Origin of the sequence: Corynebacterium sp. (assembly GCF_022712275.1) — a bacterium.
In the GTDB taxonomy this organism is placed as follows: domain Bacteria; phylum Actinomycetota; class Actinomycetes; order Mycobacteriales; family Mycobacteriaceae; genus Corynebacterium.
The window spans coordinates 1-20,943 of the sequence record NZ_JALAGU010000014.1 but is presented as its reverse complement, the minus strand read 5'-3'; the positions used below and the strand labels follow the sequence as shown (position 1 = coordinate 20,943).

Below are 20,943 nucleotides of genomic sequence, written 5' to 3'. Positions count from 1 at the left end.
GTCGGCGATGCCGGCGCGGTCGAGGCCCTTCGACAGGAACTCGCGGATCTTGATGTCCTCGGCGAGGTAGTCAGCGTACTGCTTGTCGGCGTACCAGCGGGAGCGCCACTCGGAAGTGATACCCAGCCGGAGGCCGTGGGGGTGAATCTTCTGGCCCACTACTGAGCACTTCCCTTCTGGCTCTCGACAACCACGGTGATGTGGCTGGTGCGCTTGCGGATCTGGAAGGCCCGACCCTGGGCGCGGGGCTGGAACCGCTTGAGCGTCGGTCCCTCGTCGGCGAAAGCCGCGGAGATGACGAGCGAGTCGGGATCCAGGCCGAAGTTGTTCTCGGCATTCGCGGCGGCGGAGGCCACGACCTTCGCGACCGGCTCAGAAGCCGACTGCGGGGCGTAGCGCAGGATCGCCAGCGCGTCCTCCACGGACTTGCCGCGGATGGTGTCGATGACGCGACGGGCCTTCATCGGGGTGACCCGAACGAACTTGGCCGTGGCGCGTGCGGAGTTGATGGTGTCGGACATGACTATCGCCGACCCTTCTTGTCGTCCTTGATGTGACCCTTGAAGGTCTTGGTCGGGGCGAACTCGCCCAGCTTGTGACCGACCATCGAATCGTCGATGAACACCGGGACATGCTTCCGACCGTCATGGACGGCGAAAGTGTGACCGATGAAATCGGGGAGAATGGTCGAACGGCGCGACCAGGTCTTGATGACCTTCTTGGTGCCGGCGTCGTTCTGGGCGTCCACCTTCGCGAGGAGGTGTTCGTCCACGAACGGGCCCTTCTTGAGGCTGCGTGGCATTCTCAACTACCTCCTTTAGCGCTTCTTGTTCTTGTTGGCACGGCGACGGCGGACGATCAGCTTGTCGCTCGGACGGTTGGGCTTGCGGGTGCGGCCCTCAGGCTGACCCCACGGGGAGACCGGGTGGCGACCACCGGAGGTCTTACCCTCACCACCACCGTGCGGGTGGTCGACCGGGTTCATGACGACACCGCGGACGGTCGGGCGGACGCCCTTCCAGCGCATACGGCCGGCCTTGCCCCAGCGGATGTTGATCTGGTCCTGGTTTCCGACCTCACCCACGGTGGCGCGGCAACGGATGTCGACGCGACGGATCTCGGTGGACGGCATACGCAGGATCGCGTACTTGCCTTCCTTACCGAGCAGCTGGATGGAAGCACCGGCGGAACGGGCCAGCTTGGCGCCGCCGCCCGGCTTCAGCTCCACAGCGTGGATGGTGGTACCGGTCGGGATGTTGCGCAGCGGCAGGTTGTTACCCGCCTTGATGTCAGCCTGGGCACCGGTCTCGATGACCTGGCCCTGCTTGAGACCCTTCGGCGCGATGATGTACCGCTTCTCGCCGTCGGCGAAGTGAAGCAGCGCGATGTTCGCGGTGCGGTTCGGGTCATACTCGATGTGGGCGACCTTGGCGGGCACACCGTCCTTGTCGACACGACGGAAGTCGATGACGCGGTAACGGCGCTTGTGTCCACCACCCTTGTGACGGGTGGTGATGTGGCCGTGGACGTTGCGGCCACCGGTCTTGGACAGCGGGCGCAGCAGAGACTTCTCCGGGGTCGAACGAGTGATCTCGTCGAACTCGGACACGGAACTCTGGCGGCGACCCGGCGTAGTCGGCTTGTACTTGCGAATAGCCATACTTCTGCTCTCTCTTTACCTGTCGGTATCCGCGGCCTAGGCCGCGCCACCGAAGATGTCGATGGGCTCGCTGCCGGCGACCAGGGTGACCATGGCGCGCTTGGTGGCCTTGCGCTGACCGTAACCGGTGCGGGAGCGCTTACGCTTGCCTGCACGGTTGAGGGTGTTCACGCTGGCGACCTTCACACCGAAGATCTCCTCGACGGCAATCTTGATCTGGGTCTTGTTGGAGTCCGGGCTCACCAGGAACGTGTAGACGTTCTGCTCCATGAGACCGTAGGACTTCTCGGAGACGACGGGGGCGATGATGACGTCCCGGGGGTCAGCGATGGTGGTCACTTGGCCTCCTCCTTCTTGCTGGACTGCTCGATGAAGCCGTTGAGCGCCTCGACGGAGAAGACCACGTCGTCCGCGTTGAGGACGTCGTAGGTGTTCAGCTGGTCGAAGGACAGCGCGTGGACAGCCGGGAGGTTGTTCACGGACTTCCAGGCGGTGACGTCTTCGCGACCGAGGACAACCAGGACCGTCTTGCGGTCGGTGAGGCGCTCCAGGAAGGAACGCGCCGACTTGGTCGACGGGGTCTGGCCGGCGACGAGCTCCTCCACCAGGTGGATGCGCTCGTTGCGGACGCGGTCGGTCAGAGCACCGCGCAGGGCGGCGGCCTTCATCTTCTTCGGGGTGCGCTGGTCGTAGTCACGCGGCTGCGGACCGTGGACCGTGCCACCACCGGTCATGTGGGGCGCACGGGTGGAACCCTGACGGGCGCGACCGGTGCCCTTCTGGCGGAACGGCTTCTTACCACCGCCGCGGACATCGCCGCGGGTCTTGGTGGCGTGGGTGCCCTGGCGCTTCGCGGCCAGCTGCGCCACGACGACCTGGTGCATCAGCGGCACAGAGGGCTCGACGTCGAAGATCGACGCCGGAAGCTCAACGGTGCCGTTGGTGGATCCGTCAGCGGTGTGGACGTTGAGGGTCAGATTACTCATGCGTGTGCACCGCCCTTCACTGCGGTCTTGACGGTGACGATGCCACCGTTGATTCCGGGGATGGCACCCTTGATCAGCACCAGGTTGGACTCGGCGTCCACCCGGGCGATCCTGAGGTTCTGCAGGGTGACGCGCTCGTTACCCATGCGACCTGCCATGCGGGTGCCCTTGAAGACACGACCCGGGGTGGCGCAGGCGCCGATGCCGCCGACGCGGCGGTGGGCAGCCTGGTTACCGTGGGAGGCGCCCTGGCCGGCGAAGCCGTGGCGCTTCATGGCGCCGGCGTAGCCCTTACCCTTGGAGGTGCCGGTGACGTCAACGTAGGTGACGTCGGCGAAGAGCTCGGCGGTGATGTCCTGACCGACCTCGTAGGCGGAGGCGTCCTCGACGCGGATCTCCGTCACGTGGCGGCGGGGGGTCACGCCGGCCTTCTTGAAGTGACCGGCCTGCGGCTTCTTGACCTTACGCGGGTCAATGTCGCCGAAGGCGATCTGGACGGCATCGTAGCCGTCGGTTTCCTTGGTGCGCACCTGGGTGACGACACAGGGCCCAGCCTCGACGACGGTGACCGGGACGACCCGGTTCTCCTCGTCGAAGATCTGGGTCATGCCGAGCTTCTTGCCCAGGATGCCCTTGATCTCGTTTTCGCTCATAATTCTGCTCCGCTGCTCAGTTCCGACTCAAAGACCAGGATTACTGGATGTTCACGTCGACGCTGGCCGGAAGATCGATGCGCATGAGAGCGTCAACGGTCTTCGGCGTCGGGTCGAGAATGTCGATGAGCCGCTTGTGGGTGCGCATCTCGAAGTGCTCGCGAGAATCCTTGTACTTGTGCGGCGAACGGATGACGCAGTACACGTTCTTCTCGGTGGGCAGAGGCACAGGGCCGACCACGCGGGCACCGGTACGGGTGACCGTCTCGACGATCTTCTTGGCAGAAGCGTCGATTGCCTCGTGGTCATAGGCCTTGAGCCTGATGCGGATCTTCTGTCCCGCCACGCTAGTCCTCTTCCTCGTTCCCCGTTCCAATGACGGGTGGGTGTCTTCCCTGCCCGATGGCGTGGGAACTTCTTGTTTCTTGGTTAACGCTGTCCGGCTTATGAAGCTGGCACAGACGCCAGTGTCTTCATGACCGTGCGGGTTCCTGCGTCGAATCCGGGACGGGGAGGGGAGGCAATCACCGCTGCGCCGTCACTGACCGGAAACGACCGGGGAACCCCAGCCATCCGAGGAAGAGCCCCCCATGATGCGTGGGACCTTCGCTTAACTGCCGCTGTTTATTTGCCATGCCCCACTCCGGCTCCCGCAGGACGGACAAGTCCGTGACCCTGCGCTGGAACCCTTGGCCGCCCCGGAGGGCCTCCGTGTGGTTCATGCTCACTTCACCATCGTCACCGTCTTGCGTCCGGAGGTGTTCCGGGCGCGCAGGAGACGTGTCAAAGCAACGAGAGGTATTAAAGCACGTCCGACCGGCGACAATCAAGTCCGGGGAACCGTCCACCGCGTAGCATGGTGAACATCACACCGTCATGGCGGTCGGGATGTGGATCACGTGGTCCCGAACTGCAGGACATTCAGCTTTCACAGGTGTCTACCATGGACACAGAAGAGCTTCTGCACCGCGCAGGACACACACCGACCAGCTACCCAACGAAGGATGCCCCCACATGAGCAACTCCACGCCCGCGGACGAGAACACCGGTAACACAACCCCCTCGTCCTCCGCCTCCTCCACCACCCCGGCCGTCCGCGACGACGGTTCCAACCTGGTCACCGACCACGGTCGCACCTCCGTCGCCGACGTCGTCGTCTCGAAGATCGCCGGCATGGCCGCCCGCGAGGTCACCGGAGTCCACGGCCTCGGCGGATCCACCGCCCGTGCTCTCGGCGCGCTGCGCGAGCGCATCCCGGGTGGACGCGTCAACGTCCAGCAGGGCATCTCCGTAGAGGTCGGCGAGCGCCAGGCGGCCGTCGACATCTCCATCGTCGCCGAGTACGGCGTCGCCATCCACGAGCTCGCCGAAGCCATCCGCCGCAACATCATCATTTCCGTCGAGGAGATGACCGGTCTGGAGGTCACCGAGGTCAACGTCACCGTCCACGACGTCCACCTCCCGGGTGACGACGACCGTGAGAGTGAGGACGTCGAGCCCGAGAAGGCTCCCCGCGTCCAGTAACCGGGACTGCAGAGACCATGGCTGACCCCACCTCCCGTGCCTCCTTCCGGGACGACCCGGAGTACGTCAAGCGGCGCCGCCAGGTGATCCGTGAGAATCATCCGGATCACGGCGGCTCCGACGAGGCGCTTATCGAGGCACTCGACCGACTCGACGCCGAGTGGCAACGACGCACCCGGCCCCGCCCGGAATTCAACGACATCCACCTGCCCGGGTTCATCCCGGACGATGTCGCGCGCCAGGCCACCGATCTCGCCGAGCAGTACACCGACGAGGTCTACCGCCGGGCCGAGGAGATCCGTGACCGGGCACGCCGGGTCGTCGACACCCAGACGCCGAAGCTGCGCAAGGTCCGTAAGACCGCGGGCAAGGCGGCGTCCTCCATGGTCCGCTCCGTCCAGGGGCATCTCCCCCGCAAGTTCCCGGGTGCCCGCCGGTACACGGACACGGGCACCACCAGAGACTCCAGCAACTCCAGATCGGAGAAACAATGAGGTACGCAACCCTCTTCGGCGTACTCGTCGGCTTCCTGCTCGCCGTCGGCGCCCTGTGGGCCGGGATCACCGGTTTCCTCGTCGTCGCCGTGCTGTGCGGTGTCGGCGGCATCGTCGGCGCCCACCTCGAGGGACTGATCGACCTTCGGGCCGTCTTCAGCTCGGGGCACCGCGGACGGGGCTGATCCACCGTGGAGCCCACTTCCCCGAACACCTCCCCGAGCACTTCCCCGAGCACTTCCCCGAGCACTTCCCGGAGCACCACAACGATTGACGACCGGATCCCCCGGCAGTTCGCCGTCCGCGGCGCACTGTCGGTACCCGGCGTCCTCAGTCATTCCTCGGGCATCAACCGCTTCACCGGTCGCAGTCTGCCGCGCGCCGAACTGCGGTGGGACGCCGGACACCGCTCGGTCAGCGTCGACATCCAGATCGCCGTCGCCTGGCCCAGTCCGGCGGTGGACGTCGCCAAGACCGTCCGTGAGACGGTCGCGCAGTGGATCACCGACGGAACCGGGATCGCCGTCTCCACGGTCAACGTGGGTGTCGGTGCCGTCGTTCCGGCCGAACGCGTTACCGCCACCGATCTGGCAGACGCCCCGCGCTCCCCCGAGCTCGAACCGGTCGTCGCCACTCCGCTCACCGTCACATCCCCCACGGTTGAGCGCACGGTGCCCGAAGCCGGTCACCCGGTCACCCGCGAACATACTCCGCTGACACCGGTGCGCGCCGGACGCCCGCAGCGTCCTGACCATGTCACCACTCCCCCGGCACCGGAACTCGACGAGGTGCAGACCGCGCCGCGCGCGCCCCTCACTCCGGTGGACGTCACGCACTCCCCGGCGATCGAGCCTGAGACACCGACGCCACGTCCGGTCATACACGACATCCCGACGCCGCCCGGTCCCCGCCTGGAGAACATCCCCACCCCGCAGGGACTGCCGGTGAAGGCCGTGCCCACCCCGCAGGGGCTTTGCGTCACAACGTACCCGCAGATCAGCCGTCACAAGGTGATACCGGTGACGGTTAACCGCCATCCCCGCATCACCCCGACCGTCGTGCGGCACAGCGGTACCGGGGATGCCGGTGGCGCTGCTGACGCCACTGACGCCGGCGGCCGACCGTTCGAAGGAAAGGAATGAGCACATGAGTGAACAGTCCACGGCGCCGGCACCGGTACCCGCGGCGTCCCCGCGGGCGCGGTGGTGGACGATCCTCCTCGGCCTGGTTCTGCTGGCCACCGGCGGTGTTGCCCTCCACGATCTTCTGGTCGTGCAGGAGTCGATCAGTACCGACCAGCTGCTGGCCCCGGTCTATGACTGGATCGGCGAGGTCAGGTATGCCGGCTGGGTCCTTCCCTCAGCGATCGGCTGCGCTCTGGTGGCCCTGGTCCTGCTCGTGGCGACGCTGCGTCCGCGTGCTCGGACGCACCTCTCCTTCGGGGAGGACGCCGCCCTCTACGCCCGGCCGGTCGATGTCGCCCGCATGAGTACCGCGGCCGCCCGACAGGCAGGTGGCGTGCTCCGTGCGTCCACCGTCGCGACCCGCAAGCGCATCACCGTGACTGTCACCACCGCCGCAGGTGACCAGGACGAACGCGACGCCGTCTCAGCGGGTGTCTCGGACCAGGTCGGACATCTCGCTGCAATGCTCGATCCCGAGCCGGCCGTCGTCGTGAAGGTCGTCGCCTCGACACCGGGAGGTGAGGATCGGTGAACCGTGGAAAGGCGGGCTTCAACCGCTTCATCACCTTCCTGCTCTTCCTGGTCTTCGCGGGCCTGGCCACCTGGGGCATCGGCCTGGCGATCGACTGGGAGTTCGCCCACCGCATCGGCGAGTACGCCGACCGGGACTTCTGGACCGGGCTGCCGGACAGGGAGAACTACGATGACATCCTGCGCATCGCCGCTCTCGTGCTCTTCATCCTGGGTCTGGTGCTGCTGGCGGTGAACATCGAGCGCAAAAGGCTGGGCCGGAAGACCTCGCCGGCCTCCGGTACCGCCGGGGTGATCAGTATCCATCCGGCTGATCTTGCGTCCGCCGTCGCGCAGAGCTTCGAGACCCGTGACGACATCCGTTCTGCGACGTTCCGGGCGGTGCAGGACCGTTCGACCGATGTCCTCGAGATCCGGCTGCGTGCCACGGCGGAGGCCGATGTCGCAGACCTGCGTCAGGCCTGTACCCGGGCCTCTGCTGACATCAGGGCCGCAGTGCCCGGACAGGACATCCGGCCCCGGTTCCTGCTCCAGATAGAGCAGGTCAAGCAGAACAACTGATCTGGCGTACGGCCTGACAGGGTGCGTTGACGTGGCGCGCTGAAGTCAGGGACCACGGGGCGGCGGACCATCTGGTCCGCCGCCCCTGTCGTGGCCCGGCAGTGCACTCCCCCTCACCGACGGCCATCCCGTAGTGGACCGTCACCGGATCCCGAACCGGACATGACGAAGCCCCCGCCTCCGATCCCTGGGGATCAGTGGTGGGGGCTTCGTGGTGCCTGTGTCAGGCGGTGTGTACCTGCATCCGGGCCGGGGCCCGGACACCCAGGTCAACGAGACTAGTCGTTGATCTTGGTGACACGACCGGCGCCGACGGTGCGGCCACCCTCGCGGATAGCGAAGCGCAGGCCCTCGTCCATGGCGACCGGCTGGATGAGCTCGACGGACATGTCGACGTTGTCGCCGGGCATGACCATGTCGGTGCCCTCCGGCAGCTTCACGACGCCGGTGACGTCGGTGGTCCGGAAGTAGAACTGCGGACGGTAGTTGTCGAAGAACGGGGTGTGGCGGCCGCCCTCGTCCTTGGACAGGACGTAAACAGAGCCCTCGAAGCTCTTGTGCGGGGTGTAGGCGCCCGGCTTGGCGATGACCTGGCCGCGCTCGACATCCTCGCGCTTGAGACCGCGGAGCAGCAGGGCGGCGTTGTCGCCGGCCTCAGCGGTGTCGAGCAGCTTGTTGAACATCTCGATGGAGGTGACGGTGGTCTTCTGGGACTTCTCGCGGATACCGAGAATCTCGACCTCGTCGTTCAGGTTCAGGACGCCCCGCTCCACACGACCGGTGACCACGGTGCCGCGGCCGGTGATGGTGAAGATGTCCTCGACCGGCATCAGGAACGGCTTGTCGGTCTCGCGCTCCGGGTCCGGGATGGCGTCATCGCAGGCCTGCATGAGCTCGACGATCTTGGCGGTCCACTCCGGGTCTCCCTCGAGAGCCTTCAGAGCGGAGATGCGGACGATCGGGGCGTCCTCATCGTAGTCCTGCTCGGCGAGAAGCTCGCGGACCTCCATCTCGACGAGCTCGATGAGCTCCTCGTCGTCAACCATGTCGCACTTGTTCAGGGCGACGAGGATGTAGGGGACGCCGACCTGGCGGGCCAGGAGGACGTGCTCACGGGTCTGCGGCATCGGGCCGTCGGTGGCGGCGACAACGAGGATCGCGCCGTCCATCTGAGCAGCACCGGTGATCATGTTCTTGATGTAGTCGGCGTGACCCGGGGCATCCACGTGGGCGTAGTGGCGCTTCTCGGTCTGGTACTCCACGTGGGAGATGTTGATCGTGATGCCGCGCTCACGCTCTTCCGGCGCCTTGTCGATGGCGTCGAAGGCGAAGGCCTGGTTCAGGTCCGGGTAGGTGTCAGCCAGAACCTTGGTGATGGCAGCGGTCGTCGTGGTCTTGCCGTGGTCGACGTGACCGATGGTGCCGATGTTAACGTGGGGCTTCGTGCGCTCGAACTTAGCCTTCGCCACTTTTGTCCTCCTGGACTTCTCGGTGGCCACGACTCTCGCGACCACTTGTTGTGTATCTCCCGTGACAGGGAGTCACCGCCGGATGCGGTGGCCTGTCCCGGGCCTTACTTACGCCGGTAACAGCATCAGACAGTGTGATTGCCGGGCGGGGTTCACCCACTCCATCCGGACGGACCGAGGTCGGTCGGCCGGACACACTGCGGCTGGGTAACGGCCAGCACCCAGCATCCTAACGCACAAACCCTGTCCGTGAAAACCGGGCCTGACGTGAGGGATACGGAGTGCTGACCCCTACCCCCGTGGCGTCCCTCCGATGAACATCTGTTCACCGGGGGAACCCCACGGATGGTGGGGCACCGGGGGGGGGCGCTAGGCGTTGCCGTTGCGCTCGGCGATGATCTCCTGGGCCACGGACGAGGGGACCTCACCGTAGGAGTCGAAGATCATGGTGTAGTTCGCACGGCCCTGGGTCTTCGAACGCAGGTCACCGACGTAGCCGAACATCTCGGACAGCGGGACCTTGCCCTTGACGACCTTCGCACCGGAGCGGTCCTCCATGGAACCGATCTGGCCACGACGGGAGTTGATGTCGCCGATGACCTCACCCATGAACTCCTCAGGGGTGGTGACCTCGACAGCCATCAGCGGCTCGAGGAGGACCGGCTTCGCCTTGGCGACAGCCTCCTTCAGAGCCTGGGAACCGGCGATCTTGAAGGCCATCTCGGAGGAGTCGACCTCGTGGTAGGCACCGTCGATGAGGGTGGCCTCGATGTCGACCAGCGGGAAGCCGGCGAGATAGCCGTACTGCATGGCGTCCTGGATACCGGCGTCCACCGACGGGATGTACTCGCGGGGGATGCGACCACCGGTGACGGCGTTGGTGAACTTGTAGTTCGGGTCCTCGCCTTCCTCCAGGGTCTCCGGGTCCGGGTTGTACGGGGCGATGCCGATGATCACCTTTGCGAACTGACCGGAACCACCGGTCTGCTTCTTGTGGGTGAACTCGACCTTCTCGACCGTCTTGCGGATGGTCTCGCGGTAGGCGACCTGCGGGGCACCGACGTTGGCCTCGACCTTGAACTCGCGCTTCATGCGGTCGACGAAGACGTCGAGGTGAAGCTCGCCCATGCCACCGATGATGGTCTGGCCGGTCTCCTCGTCGAGCTCGACGGTGAAGGTCGGGTCCTCTTCGGTCAGGCGCTGGATGGCGACACCCAGCTTCTCCTGGTCGGACTTGGTCTTCGGCTCGATGGAGACCTTGATCACGGGATCCGGGAAGTCCATGGACTCCAGCTGGATCGGATCGGTCAGCGAGCAGAGGGTGTCACCGGTGGTGGTCTCCTTGAGACCGATGAAGGCGTAGATGTTACCTGCGTGCGCCTTCTCGACCGGGTTCTCCTTGTTGGCGTGCATCTGGAAGAGCTTGCCGATGCGCTCCTTCTTGCCGGTGACGGCATTCAGGACCTGCTCGCCGGGCTCGACGGAGCCGGAGTACACGCGGACGAAGGTCAGCTTGCCGAAGAACGGGTGCGCTGCGATCTTGAAGGCGAGCGCGGAGAACGGCTCGTCGTCGGACGGCTTGCGGGTGAGAGCCTCGTCCTCGTGGCCCGGCTTGTGGCCCTCGATGGCCTCGACGTCCAGCGGGGACGGGAGGAAATCAATGACAGCGTCCAGCATCGGCTGGATACCCTTGTTGTGGTACGCGGTACCACAGAGGACCGGGTAGATCTCGGAGGCGATCGTCATCTTGCGGATGGCGCCCTTGATCTCGTCGATCGTCAGCTCCTCGCCGGCGAAGTACTTCTCCATGAGAGCTTCGTCGGACTCGGCGACGGTCTCGAGCAGCTTCTCGCGGTACTCGGCGGCCTTGTCGGCCAGGTCCGCGGGGATCTCCTCGATGGTCGGCTCGGCGCCGACCTCGACCTTGCCGCGCCAGGTGATGGCGTTCATGTTGAGGAGATCGACGACACCGTCGAACTCGTCCTCGGCACCGATCGGCAGCTGCATGACCAGCGGCTTGGCGCCGAGGCGGTCGATGATGGTCTGGACGGTGAAGTAGAAGTCAGCGCCCAGCTTGTCCATCTTGTTGACGAAGCAGATGCGCGGGACGTCGTACTTGTCGGCCTGACGCCAGACCTGCTCGGACTGGGGCTCGACGCCCTCCTTACCGTCGAAGACGGCGACAGCGCCGTCGAGGACGCGCAGCGAGCGTTCAACCTCGACGGTGAAGTCGACGTGACCGGGGGTGTCGATGATGTTGACCTGGTTCTCGTCCCAGAAACAGGTGACGGCGGCGGAGGTGATGGTGATACCACGCTCCTTCTCCTGCTCCATCCAGTCGGTGGTGGAGGCGCCGTCGTGGGTCTCGCCGACCTTCCGGTTGATACCCGTGTAGAAGAGGATACGCTCGGTGGTCGTGGTCTTACCGGCATCGATGTGAGCCATGATGCCGATGTTGCGGACCTTCTTGAGGTCCTTCTGGACTTCCTGTGCCACTGTGATTCCTTAAACTCTCGTGGGTTACCAGCGGTAGTGGGCGAAGGCGCGGTTCGCCTCAGCCATCTTGTGGGTGTCCTCACGACGCTTCACGGAGGCACCGAGACCGTTGGAGGCATCCAGGATCTCGTTGGCGAGACGCTCGGTCATGGTGTTCTCGCGGCGCTGGCGGGTGAAGGTCACGAGCCAACGGAGCGCGAGGGTGGTGGCGCGGCCCGGGCGGACCTCGACCGGCACCTGGTAGGTGGCGCCACCGACACGACGGGAGCGGACCTCGAGGGCCGGCTTCACGTTGTCGAGGGCCTTCTTGAGGGTGAGGACCGGGTCGGTGCCGGTCTTCTCACGGCAGGTCTCCAGAGCGCTGTAGACGATGCGCTCAGCGGTGGACTTCTTGCCGTCCAGCAGGATCTTGTTGACCAGCTGGGAGACGATGACGTCGTCGTAGACCGGATCCTTGACGATCGGGCGTGCGGGGGCGGGACCCTTGCGAGGCATGTTTTACTTCTCCTTCTTCGCGCCGTAGCGGGAACGGGCCTGCTTGCGGTCCTTGACACCCTGGGTATCGAGGGAACCACGGACGATCTTGTAACGGACACCCGGAAGGTCCTTCACACGACCACCACGGACGAGCACCATGGAGTGCTCCTGGAGGTTGTGGCCCTCACCGGGGATGTAGGCGGAAACCTCGATGCCGGAGGTGAGGCGAACACGGGCGACCTTACGGAGCGCGGAGTTCGGCTTCTTCGGGGTGGTGGTGTACACGCGGGTGCACACGCCGCGACGCTGCGGGGAACCCTTGAGGGCGGCGGTCGCAACCTTCGCCGTCTTGTCGTGGCGGCCCTTACGGACCAGCTGCTGGATAGTAGGCATGAACCGACTTTCTTGTTTCAGTACTTCGGTCGACGGTGCCGTCGACACTGCCGGCCAACGAGACCTCTCCCCGGACACTCGGCGCACTTTGTTTTAAACGTGCCGAAACCCCTCAGCCGCTCTCGCTGGCCTACGGGGTGAGTTTCATCCTGCTGATTCATCATCGGTGACCCAGGGGCCACACCGTCTCTCGACGGCCGGATGAGTCCTGATACGGGGACTGGGGTTGGACACTACCGTATGCGGAGCGTACAGCCAAATCCCTTCAGGACGCAGCGCTGGTGCGACTGTGCCGCCGGCGTGACCCCTCGCTCCACTTTCCGCGTCCCGTTTCCGCTCCACTCTCAGCGTCCTCTCCCCGCATCCTCTTGCCGGGTCCCCTCCCCGCATCCTCTCCCTGCGTACCCGCCTCCGGCCGCGCAGGTGGGGCCGCACAGCACGGATCCCGCATCCCAGGTCGTGTTTCTGGGCGGTACCCTCGTGCCCGCGCACACAATCATGACGGAGCAGGCTTCTCCGTTGTTCGCGAGCGCGGAAAACGTGACGGTTGTGTACGAGTGCACGGCTACCACCGGGCCACCGACAACTACGCCGGCCGACACTTCCCCCACCGACGACAGAGCCCGGACCCCGCAGTGCAGGATCCGGGCTCACATGTCCGGTTGGGCCGGAACTACTTCATGACTAGTTCATGTCGATGTCGTCCAGTGGGACGGCAGCACCGGTGAAGTCACCGAAGCCGTCGTCACCGTAGAATCCGGAGCCGTAGGAGTCCGGCATCTGGTACGCGGCGGCACGGGCCTCCGCGGTCGGCTCGACAGAGATGTTGCGGTACCGGGAGATACCGGTACCGGCCGGGATCAGCTTACCGATGATCACGTTCTCCTTGAGGCCGATGAGCTTGTCGGACCGCTTGTTGATCGCGGCGTCCGTCAGCACACGGGTCGTCTCCTGGAAGGAGGCGGCCGACAGCCAGGAGTCGGTGGCCAGCGAGGCCTTGGTGATACCCATGATCTCGGCACGGACCTCGACCGGGCGTCCACCGGTACGCACGGCCTCCTTGGAGGCGGCGACGGCGTCGGCGTGGTCGACGAGGGAACCCGGGAGGTACTCGGTCGAACCGGAGTCGATGACCGTCACGCGGCGCAGCATCTGACGCACGATGATCTCGATGTGCTTGTCGTGGATGGCCACACCCTGGTCGCGGTAGACCTTCTGCACCTCGTTGATGAGGTGCTGCTGGACACCACGGCGACCGAGGACGCGGAGAACCTCGTGCGGATCGGCGGCACCCTTGAGGAGCTGCTGACCGACGGTCACGTGGTCGCCCTGCTTGATCTGACGCTCGAAGTCGCCGACCTTGAGGACAGCCAGGCCCTGACGCTTCGAGAGCTTCTCGTACACGACCTCGTCGGAACCGTCGTCCGGGACGATGGTGAGGGTGTAGAAGTTCTCGTCGTCCTCGATGCGCACGGTGCCGTCGACGGAGGCGATGGGCGCCTTCGCCTTCGGGACACGGGCCTCGAAGAGCTCCTGGACACGCGGCAGACCACCGGTGATGTCGCCACCGACACCACCCTGGTGGAAGGTACGCATGGTCAGCTGGGTACCGGGCTCACCGATAGACTGCGCGGCCACGATGCCGACAGCCTCTCCGATGTCGACCTTCTTGCCGGACGCCATGGACCGGCCGTAGCAGGTCGCACAGACACCGGTGGAGGTCTCACAGGTCATGACGGAGCGCAGCTTGACCTCGCGCACACCGGCCTCGACCAGCTTGTCGATCTCCGGGTCGCCCAGGTCGACACCCGCGGGGATGATGACCTGGCCGTTGTCGTCGGTGGCGTCCGCGGTCAGGAAACGACCCTGGACAGCGGTCTCGACGAACTCGGCGCGACGGAAGGCACCGGTCTCGGCACCCTGGGCGTCCAGCACCGGGTCAGCGAGCGGCATGGTGACGCCGCGCCTGGTACCGCAGTCGTCCTCGCGGACGATGACGTCCTGGGCCACGTCGACGAGTCGACGGGTCAGGTAGCCGGAGTCGGCGGTACGCAGAGCGGTGTCGGCCAGGCCCTTACGGGAACCGTGGGAGTTGTTGAAGTACTCCAGGACGGACAGGCCCTCACGGAAGGAGGTCTTGATCGGGCGGGTGATGTAGTCACCACGCGAATTCGTGACCATGCCCTTCATGCCGGCCAGGGTCCAGATCTGACGCATGTTGCCGGCCGCGCCGGACTTCACGATCATCGGGATCGGGTTGTCGTCCGGGTACAGCTTCTCCACGGACTCACCGACGAAGTCGGTGGCTTCCTTCCAGAGGTCGACCAGGGAGTTGTAGCGCTCGGTGCCGTTGATGGCACCGCGGCCGAACTTCTTCTCGATGACCTGGGCGCGCTGCTCGTAGCGGTCCAGGATCTCCTTCTTGTTCGGCAGGACCAGCACGTCGTGCATGGTGATGGTCACGCCGGAACGGGTCGCCCAGTAGAAACCGGCGTCCTTCAGCTTGTCCACGGTCTGCGCGACGGTGATCATCGGGTAGCGTGCGGCGAGATCGTTGATGATCGCGGCCTGCGGCTTCTTGGCCATGACGCCGTCGACGAACGGGTAGTTCCACGGCAGCAGCTCGTTGAAGAGCACGCGGCCCAGGGTGGTGGACGCCAGCCAGGTGTCGCCCTTGTTCCAGCCGTCGGGGAACTGCTCGGCCTCGACCTCGGCGGTCGGACGCAGGTGGCTGATCCGGACCTTGATCGGAGCCTGGAGACCCAGGACGCCGCGGTCGCGGGCCATGATCGCCTCGGCGAGAGAGGAGTACACGCCCTTCTCCGGGCCGTTCTCGTCGGCCGGGGTGTAGCGACCCTGGCCACCGATCTCGTCCGCGGCCTTCGGCATGGTCAGGAAGTACAGACCCGTGACCATGTCGAGACGCGGCATAGCCAACGGCTTACCGGACGCCGGGGACAGGATGTTGTTGGACGCCAGCATGAGGATGCGGGCCTCGGCCTGCGCCTCATCGGACAGCGGCAGGTGGACAGCCATCTGGTCACCGTCGAAGTCGGCGTTGAAGGCCTCACAGGCCAGCGGGTGCAGCTGGATGGCCTTACCCTCGACCAGGACCGGCTCGAAGGCCTGGATACCCAGGCGGTGCAGGGTAGGCGCACGGTTCAGCATCACCGGATGCTCGGAGATGGCGTCCTCCAGGACGTCCCACACCTCGGGGCGCTGACGCTCCACCATCCGCTTGGCGGACTTGATGTTCTGGGCGTACTGCTTCTCGACCAGGCGCTTCATCACGAAGGGCTTGAAGAGCTCCAGGGCCATCTGCTTCGGCAGACCACACTGGTGCAGCTTCAGCTGCGGGCCGACGATGATCACGGAACGACCGGAGTAGTCCACGCGCTTACCGAGCAGGTTCTGACGGAAGCGACCCTGCTTACCCTTGAGGAGGTCAGAGAGGGACTTCAGCGGGCGGTTGCCCGGTCCGGTGACCGGACGACCACGACGACCGTTGTCGAACAGGGCGTCGACGGACTCCTGCAGCATGCGCTTCTCGTTGTTCACGATGATCTCGGGGGCACCGAGGTCGAGCATGCGCTTGAGGCGGTTGTTGCGGTTGATCACACGACGGTAGAGGTCGTTGAGGTCGGAGGTCGCGAAGCGGCCACCGTCGAGCTGGACCATCGGGCGCAGCTCCGGCGGGATCACCGGGACAGCGTCGAGGACCATGCCGGCCGGGTCGTTGCCGGAACGCAGGAACGCGGCGACGACCTTGAGGCGCTTGAGGGCGCGGAGCTTCTTCTGGCCCTTGCCGGAGCGGATGGTCTCGCGGAGGGTCTCGGCCTCGGCTTCGAGGTCGAAGGACCGGATGAGGGTCTGGATCGCCTCGGCACCCATGCCGCCGGTGAAGTAGTCCTCGTAGCGGTCGAAGAGCTCGTTGTAGATGCCCTCGTCGACGATCATCTGCTTCGGGGCGAGCTTGACGAAGGTGGTCCAGATCTCGTCGAGACGTGCGACCTCGCGCTCGGCGCGCTCACGGATGTGGCGCATCTCGCGCTCGGCGGCGGTCTGGATCTTGCGCTTGGCGTCGGCCTTGGCGCCGGCGGCCTCGAGCTCGGCCAGGTCTGCCTCGAGCTTCTCGGAACGCTCCGCCAGCTCGGCGTCGCGGTCGTTCTCGACCTCCTTCTTCTCCAGGAGCATCTCGGCCTCGAGGGTGGACTGGTCGTTGTGACGACCCTCGTCATCCACGGAGGTGATGATGTTCGCGGCGAAGTAGATGATCTTCTCGAGATCCTTCGGGGCGAGATCGAGCAGGTAGCCCAGACGGGACGGCACACCCTTGAAGTACCAGATGTGGGTCACCGGCGCGGCGAGCTCGATGTGGCCCATACGCTCACGACGGACCTTGGACTTGGTCACCTCGACGCCGCAGCGCTCACAGATGATGCCCTTGTAACGGACTCGCTTGTACTTGCCGCAGGCACACTCCCAGTCCCGGGTCGGGCCGAAGATGCGCTCGCAGAAGAGGCCGTCCTTCTCGGGCTTCAGGGTGCGGTAGTTGATGGTCTCAGGCTTCTTGACCTCGCCGTGGGACCAACGACGGATGTCGTCGGCGGTGGCGAGACCGATACGGAGCTCGTCAAAGAAATTGACGTCCAGCACGGGGACTCCCTTTCCCCTCCGTGGTTCCGGAGGGCGGTAGTGCGGTGAAAAGTGGGAAGGTGTCTGGGTTAGACGACGTCGGTCTCGGCGTCCGGACGCTCATCGCGGGACAGGTTGATGCCCAGCGCAGCGTTGGCGTGGTCGAGTTCGTCGTCATCCGTCGAGCTGAGCTCCATCGGAGTACCGTCCGCGGCGAGCACCTCGACGTTGAGGCACAGGGACTGCAGCTCCTTGAGGAGGACCTTGAAGGACTCGGGGATGCCCGGATCCGGGATGTTCTCGCCCTTGACGATGGCCTCGTAGACCTTCACACGGCCGACAACGTCATCGGACTTGATGGTGAGCAGCTCCTGCAGGGTGTAGGCCGCGCCGTACGCCTGCATGGCCCACACCTCCATCTCACCGAAGCGCTGTCCACCGAACTGGGCCTTACCACCGAGCGGCTGCTGGGTGATCATGGAGTACGGACCGGTGGAACGGGCGTGGATCTTCTCGTCAACCAGGTGGTGCAGCTTCAGCATGTACTTGTAGCCGACCGAGACGGGGTACGGGAAGGGTTCACCGGAGCGACCGTCGATGAGCACGGCCTTGCCGAACTCATCGGTCAGCCGGGTGCCGTCGGAGTTCGGGTTGATCGAGCGGAGCAGACCGGAGATCTCCTCGTTCTCGGCACCGTCGAACACCGGGGTGGCGACCAGCGACTCCGGCGGAACCTCGTAGAGGTCCTCCGGCAGCGTGTCCAGCATGGCCTGGACCTTCGGGTCCTCGGACTGGGTGTCCACGGTCCAGCCGTACTTGGCGAGCCAGCCGAGGTGGGTCTCGAGGACCTGACCGATGTTCATACGACGCGGAACACCGTGGGTGTTCAGGATGAAGTCGATCGGCGTGCCGTCCGGCAGGAAGGGCATGTCCTCCTGCGGCAGGATCTTGCCGACGACACCCTTGTTGCCGTGGCGGCCGGCCATCTTGTCGCCGTCCTGGATCTTGCGCTTCTGGGCGACGTAGACGCGGACCATCTGGTTGACACCGGGGGCCAGGTCGTCGTCGTCCTCGCGGGAGAACACGCGGACGCCGATGACCTTGCCGGTCTCACCGTGGGGCACCTTCATGGAGGTGTCGCGGACCTCGCGGGCCTTCTCGCCGAAGATGGCGCGCAGCAGGCGCTCCTCCGGGGTCAGCTCGGTCTCACCCTTCGGGGTGACCTTACCGACGAGGATGTCGCCGTCACGGACGTCGGCACCGATGCGGACGATACCGCGGTCGTCGAGGTCTGCGAGGACGTCCTCGCCGACGTTCGGGATGTCGCGGGTGATCTCCTCCGGGCCCAGCTTGGTGTCCCGGGCGTCGATCTCGTGCTCCTCGATGTGGATCGAGGTGAGGAGGTCCTCCTCCACGACGCGCTGGTTGAGGATGATGGCGTCCTCGTAGTTGTGACCTTCCCACGGCATGAACGCCACGAGGAGGTTACGGCCCAGCGACATCTCGCCGTTGCGGGTGCCGGGGCCGTCAGCGATGGCCTGGCCGGCCTCGACGCGCTGACCCTGGTCGACCAGCGGGACCTGGTTGTAGCAGGTGCCCTGGTTGGTGCGCTCGAACTTGCGCAGCATGTAGGTGTCGCGCACGCCGTCATCGTCCATGATGGTGATGTAGTCGGCGGAGACGTACTCCACGGCACCGGCCTTCGGTGTGACGATGACGTCACCGGCGTCGTAGGCGGCACGGAGCTCCATGCCGGTACCGACGTACGGGGCCTCGCCACGCAGCAGCGGCACAGCCTGCTTCTGCATGTTCGCACCCATGAGGGCACGGTTGGCGTCGTCGTGCTCGAGGAACGGGATCATCGCGGTACCCACGGAGACCATCTGCCGCGGGGAGACGTCCATGTAGTCGACCTCGGTGGCCGGAACGACCTCGACGTCGCCGGCACGGAGACGAACCTCGATCTGCTCGTCGACGAAGCGACCGTCGGCGTCGACCGGGGTCTTCGCCTGGGCGATGACGTGGCGGTCCTCTTCATCGGCGGTCAGGTAGTCCACCTGATCGGTGATGACACCGTTGTCGACACGACGGTACGGGGTCTCGATGAAACCGAAGGGGTTGACGCGGGCGTAGGTCGCGAGGTTACCGATCAGACCGATGTTCGGACCCTCAGGGGTCTCGATCGGGCACATGCGACCGTAGTGGGATGCGTGGACGTCGCGGACCTCGAGGCCGGCGCGCTCACGGGACAGACCACCGGGGCCCAGGGCGGACAGACGACGCTTGTGGGTCAGACCCGACAGCGAGTTGTTCTGGTCCATGAACTGGGACAGCTGGGAGGTTCCGAAGAACTCGCGGATGGCCGCGGAGACCGGGCGCACGTTGATCAGCGAGGTCGGGGTGATGGACTCAGCGTCCTGCGTGGTCATACGTTCTCGCACGACACGCTCCATGCGGGACAGGCCCACGCGGATCTGATTCTGGATCAGCTCACCGACGGTACGCAGGCGACGGTTGCCGAAATGGTCGATGTCGTCGGTGCCCAGCGGGATCTCGGTGCCGTCCGGGGAAGTCATGGACTTCTCACCGGCGTGCAGACGCACGAGGTACTCGATGGTGGTCAGGATGTCCTGCTCGGTGAGGGTCATCTCACCGGTGTCGCCGTCGAGGCCGAGCTTGCGGTTGACCTTGTAGCGGCCGACCTTGGCCAGGTCGTAGCGCTTCGCCTTGAAGAAGCTGTTCTCCAGCAGTGCCTGGGCGGAGTCACGGGTCGGCGACTCACCGGGACGCTGCTTGCGGTAGATCTCGAGGAGGGCCTCGTCGGTGTTGGCGACGCCGTCCTTCTCGAGGGTGGTCATCATGATCTCGGAGAAACCGAAACGCTCGGTGATCTCCTCGGTGGTCAGACCCAGGGCCTTCAGCAGGACGGTGACAGGCTGGCGGCGCTTGCGGTCGATGCGGACACCGACGGTGTCGCGCTTGTCGACGTCGAACTCCAGCCACGCACCGCGGGAAGGGATCACCTTCACGGCGTGCAGCGGACGCTCGGTGGACGCGTCGATGGACTCGTCGAAGTAGACGCCCGGGGAGCGGACGAGCTGGGACACGACGACACGCTCGGTGCCGTTGATGATGAACGTGCCCTTGTCCGTCATCATCGGGAAATCACCGATGAAGACGGTCTGGCTCTTGATCTCGCCGGAGAGGGCGTTGGTGAACTCCGCAGTCACGTACAGCGGCGCGGAGTAGTTGATGTCCTTGTCCTTGCACTCGTCGATCGTGTTCTTCACGTCGTCGAAGCGCGGCTCGGACAGGGTCAGGGACATGTTCTCGGAGTAGTCCTCGACAGGGGAGAGCTCTTCGAGGATGTCCTCGAGACCGCTGGTGACGCGGGTCCCTTCCTCTGCCTGGGCCTGCCGACGGGCACGCCACTCCGGCGTGCCGACGAGCCAGGCGAAGGACTCTCTCTGAACGTCGAGAAGACCGGGCACCTCGATCGGGGCATCGATCTTCGCGAAGGAGTATCGATGCGAAGCCCCGGGGATTCCGGCCGTGGAACTGGTCTGGCGGGAGACTGCCAAGATGGGTCCTTCCAGCACCTCACGTGTCTGCCGGGGTCTTGAATCTCGGCGAACACGGTTGCTTGAGCGTACGGTCTGTGATGGTCTGTGAGGGACTGACGTCCCGGTGGTTCGTCCCCGGAAGATCATTCCGGGCGTAGAAACACTTAATGGACCTTGTCAAGTGGTGTTTTCAATCCATCACCCGTCAAGGTCGTCGGTGTTCTCCGCAGAACCGCCGGAGATCAGTCCAGCGCAAACGTCAACCTTATATCACGCACGGACATAAGTCCACCCGCGCCCCCTGGTCTTCTCCCCCC

19 protein-coding genes and 1 pseudogene are annotated in these 20,943 nt (G+C 65.3%); 6 read left to right on the top strand and 14 right to left on the bottom strand.

Translation table 11 applies throughout. The annotated features are described in order from the left end of the window. The 8 genes and pseudogenes from Q0A27_RS02640 to rpsJ all read right to left on the bottom strand — a co-directional run. Positions 1–159: pseudogene (locus tag Q0A27_RS02640) on the bottom strand (30S ribosomal protein S3); the annotation flags it as partial. After that, positions 159–521 (bottom strand): 50S ribosomal protein L22, encoded by a 363-nt coding sequence (rplV, locus tag Q0A27_RS02635; RefSeq protein ID WP_291473526.1) that lies wholly within the window; start codon positions 519–521, stop codon positions 159–161. The pseudogene Q0A27_RS02640 and the gene rplV, both read right to left, overlap by 1 nt. 2 nt (positions 522–523) lie before the next feature. After that, a complete protein-coding gene (rpsS, locus tag Q0A27_RS02630; RefSeq protein ID WP_066584351.1) occupies positions 524–802 on the bottom strand; it encodes a 30S ribosomal protein S19 in 279 nt (92 codons plus the stop codon). Between the two features lie 15 nt (positions 803–817). After that, positions 818–1,660, bottom strand: coding sequence for a 50S ribosomal protein L2 (gene rplB, locus Q0A27_RS02625; protein WP_291473525.1), 843 nt, complete (start codon positions 1,658–1,660; stop codon positions 818–820). Positions 1,661–1,696: 36 nt separating this feature from the next. Then, positions 1,697–1,999, bottom strand: coding sequence for a 50S ribosomal protein L23 (rplW, locus tag Q0A27_RS02620; RefSeq protein ID WP_014010892.1), 303 nt, complete (start codon positions 1,997–1,999; stop codon positions 1,697–1,699). Further along, the gene (gene rplD / locus Q0A27_RS02615) at positions 1,996–2,646 is read right to left on the bottom strand and encodes a 50S ribosomal protein L4 (RefSeq protein WP_291473524.1); all 651 of its coding nucleotides are present in this window, start codon (positions 2,644–2,646) and stop codon (positions 1,996–1,998) included. The genes rplW and rplD overlap by 4 nt, the downstream gene beginning before the upstream one ends. Beyond that, positions 2,643–3,299 (bottom strand): 50S ribosomal protein L3, encoded by a 657-nt coding sequence (rplC, locus tag Q0A27_RS02610; RefSeq protein WP_291473523.1) that lies wholly within the window; start codon positions 3,297–3,299, stop codon positions 2,643–2,645. The genes rplD and rplC overlap by 4 nt, the downstream gene beginning before the upstream one ends. A gap of 40 nt (positions 3,300–3,339) precedes the next feature. Next, on the bottom strand, positions 3,340–3,645 hold the full coding sequence (gene rpsJ, locus Q0A27_RS02605; RefSeq protein WP_010120790.1) for a 30S ribosomal protein S10: 306 nt from the start codon (positions 3,643–3,645) through the stop codon (positions 3,340–3,342). A gap of 668 nt (positions 3,646–4,313) precedes the next feature. Between rpsJ and Q0A27_RS02600 the strand changes: the two genes are divergently transcribed. The 6 genes from Q0A27_RS02600 to Q0A27_RS02575 are packed head-to-tail and all read left to right on the top strand — an operon-like array spanning position 4,314 to position 7,593. After that, on the top strand, positions 4,314–4,823 hold the full coding sequence (locus tag Q0A27_RS02600; RefSeq protein WP_291473522.1) for an Asp23/Gls24 family envelope stress response protein: 510 nt from the start codon (positions 4,314–4,316) through the stop codon (positions 4,821–4,823). Positions 4,824–4,840: 17 nt separating this feature from the next. Continuing rightward, a complete protein-coding gene (locus tag Q0A27_RS02595; protein ID WP_291473521.1) occupies positions 4,841–5,317 on the top strand; it encodes a hypothetical protein in 477 nt (158 codons plus the stop codon). Then, positions 5,314–5,502: a hypothetical protein gene (locus Q0A27_RS02590; protein WP_291473520.1), complete on the top strand. Its 189-nt coding sequence runs from the start codon at positions 5,314–5,316 to the stop codon at positions 5,500–5,502. Before Q0A27_RS02595 ends, Q0A27_RS02590 begins: the two co-directional genes overlap by 4 nt. Positions 5,503–5,508: 6 nt before the next feature. After that, positions 5,509–6,459 carry an Asp23/Gls24 family envelope stress response protein gene (locus tag Q0A27_RS02585; RefSeq protein ID WP_291473519.1) on the top strand — a complete coding sequence of 317 codons (951 nt, stop codon included), beginning with the start codon at positions 5,509–5,511 and terminating at the stop codon, positions 6,457–6,459. A gap of 4 nt (positions 6,460–6,463) precedes the next feature. After that, positions 6,464–7,033 carry a DUF6286 domain-containing protein gene (locus Q0A27_RS02580; protein ID WP_291473518.1) on the top strand — a complete coding sequence of 190 codons (570 nt, stop codon included), beginning with the start codon at positions 6,464–6,466 and terminating at the stop codon, positions 7,031–7,033. Next, positions 7,030–7,593, top strand: a complete 564-nt coding sequence (locus tag Q0A27_RS02575) for a hypothetical protein (protein ID WP_291473517.1) — start codon at positions 7,030–7,032, stop codon at positions 7,591–7,593. The genes Q0A27_RS02580 and Q0A27_RS02575 overlap by 4 nt, the downstream gene beginning before the upstream one ends. A gap of 278 nt (positions 7,594–7,871) precedes the next feature. Here the strand turns inward: Q0A27_RS02575 and tuf are convergent, their stop codons facing one another. From tuf to Q0A27_RS02545, 6 genes are all read right to left on the bottom strand, one after another. Next, positions 7,872–9,062, bottom strand: coding sequence for an elongation factor Tu (gene tuf, locus Q0A27_RS02570; protein ID WP_288630564.1), 1,191 nt, complete (start codon positions 9,060–9,062; stop codon positions 7,872–7,874). A gap of 369 nt (positions 9,063–9,431) precedes the next feature. Then, the gene (gene fusA, locus Q0A27_RS02565) at positions 9,432–11,558 is read right to left on the bottom strand and encodes an elongation factor G (RefSeq protein WP_291473516.1); all 2,127 of its coding nucleotides are present in this window, start codon (positions 11,556–11,558) and stop codon (positions 9,432–9,434) included. A gap of 24 nt (positions 11,559–11,582) precedes the next feature. After that, on the bottom strand, positions 11,583–12,053 hold the full coding sequence (gene rpsG / locus Q0A27_RS02560; protein WP_014010903.1) for a 30S ribosomal protein S7: 471 nt from the start codon (positions 12,051–12,053) through the stop codon (positions 11,583–11,585). A 3-nt stretch (positions 12,054–12,056) separates the two neighbouring features. Next, positions 12,057–12,428: a 30S ribosomal protein S12 gene (gene rpsL, locus Q0A27_RS02555; protein WP_014010904.1), complete on the bottom strand. Its 372-nt coding sequence runs from the start codon at positions 12,426–12,428 to the stop codon at positions 12,057–12,059. A 684-nt stretch (positions 12,429–13,112) separates the two neighbouring features. After that, positions 13,113–17,084 (bottom strand): DNA-directed RNA polymerase subunit beta', encoded by a 3,972-nt coding sequence (locus Q0A27_RS02550; RefSeq protein WP_291473515.1) that lies wholly within the window; start codon positions 17,082–17,084, stop codon positions 13,113–13,115. 68 nt (positions 17,085–17,152) lie between these two features. Next, on the bottom strand, positions 17,153–20,662 hold the full coding sequence (locus Q0A27_RS02545; RefSeq protein ID WP_291473514.1) for a DNA-directed RNA polymerase subunit beta: 3,510 nt from the start codon (positions 20,660–20,662) through the stop codon (positions 17,153–17,155). Between the last annotated feature and the right edge of the window lie 281 nt (positions 20,663–20,943).